The sequence below is a fragment of the Mesorhizobium sp. M7A.F.Ca.US.011.01.1.1 genome (genome assembly GCF_003998295.1).
Classification (GTDB): Bacteria; Pseudomonadota; Alphaproteobacteria; order Rhizobiales; family Rhizobiaceae; genus Mesorhizobium.
In genome coordinates this window covers 1-1,333 of sequence record NZ_RZRT01000168.1, presented here as the reverse complement: position 1 = coordinate 1,333, position 1,333 = coordinate 1, and the positions used below count along the sequence as shown (strand labels likewise).

General features: G+C 54.3%; 2 protein-coding genes. One reads left to right on the top strand and one right to left on the bottom strand.

Annotation, left to right across the window (positions count from 1 at the left end):
* The first annotated feature begins 248 nt into the window (after window positions 1-248).
* Complete coding sequence (locus tag EOA13_RS39270; RefSeq protein WP_245490605.1) at window positions 249-557, top strand: hypothetical protein; 309 nt, start codon at window positions 249-251, stop codon at window positions 555-557.
* 157 nt (window positions 558-714) lie between these two features.
* On the opposite strand, the gene EOA13_RS37075 is transcribed toward EOA13_RS39270, so the two are convergent.
* On the bottom strand, window positions 715-1,173 hold the full coding sequence (locus EOA13_RS37075; RefSeq protein WP_127298039.1) for a hypothetical protein: 459 nt from the start codon (window positions 1,171-1,173) through the stop codon (window positions 715-717).
* Window positions 1,174-1,333 lie beyond the last annotated feature (160 nt).

The window sequence follows — 1,333 nt, the reverse complement described above, 5'->3', positions numbered from 1 at the left end:
GAGGACCGAGCCGCTCGAGCCAGTCGGCGAGCTCGTTTGGATCCGAGGCCGCCACTCCTTTCCGGAAAATGATACCGGACTCATCGACACGCAGATTGCGGTTTCAGCCAACCACACATCCAAACCGACATAGTGCTTCATGCTCTGCTCCCTTCTCTCATTAGATTGCGCGAAGCAGACCAAGACTTGGGAGCGACCGCAATCACCCCATCTACGAACAGCACGTACTCTGGACTGAATATTGCCGGATGATGGCGTCGCTGGCGCTCAAAATCCCCAGCCACCAAGCCGAACTTGATTTGCGCCAGGCGGATGACGTCCACGTAAATGACTCGGCGCGAATAATGCGTGCCGCTGATGACACGATCGAACTGGCATCGATGACCTTCGGATTTCCGACCGGCGGAATGAATTTAGCTGATATCATTGTACAACGTCAAGATTATGCGACTTTCATCAATAAAGTTCTTTCTGTTGCAAAGTACGCATGTCGCTTTCCGTATGTCTTATCAACAGTACTTGAGAGGCAACCCGTCAGTATTGCACGGCAACGCTGACCCGACTTCTCGGCCCGACAGATCGATGCTACATAAGACCACCTCATTGCCTCATGAAATTGGATGGGAGACCATGAATTTTTTCTGAAACGCCGGGTCGGCGGCCCAGGTCAGACCATATCGGCCTTCGCGACCTTCCCCTTCCCTCTCGGCGCACTCACTTGTGCGGCATGCAATAGACTCCCTGAGATTCCATCAGTATCACGCCACCCTTCAGCTCGCTCAGTGCGCCGACCCACGCTTCCGAATAAGTGCGGCTGGCATCCACGGCCGTCAGCCAAAGAACGCGATTGTCGACCAGTTCGACCTTAACCTCCTGCTGCAAAGGGCTTGCCTGCACGGTCTGCTGATAGTGGCGTTTGATCCGGACATTGCTGGCCGGGAACTCAGCTTCGTTGCTGCCGTAGTTCAGCACAAAACCAGTGCGATCCTCAGCCACTGAACAACTGCCATCACGCTCACATACGATCTTGGCAGCAGTCTTGCAGTCCCATTTCAATGAAGCGGGCCACATAGGATTGTCCACGCTTGATCGCGGCTTGTCGCTCTGACCGGCCGCTGTCAACACTGAGCCTGTGTTCAAAATCACAGTGGATATGAGAAGGGCCTTGAACAATACAAAACTCCCTGAATTGCGACCATAGTACCTCGTCCTGCGTGATCGCCTGGCTCATGGCATGTTGAGATTGAACCAGCTTTTCTGGCGCACGCCGTTCGCGGCATCATACTCGATGAACCAGGGCTTTCCGCGCATCGGTCGAGGGATGGTGTAGTAG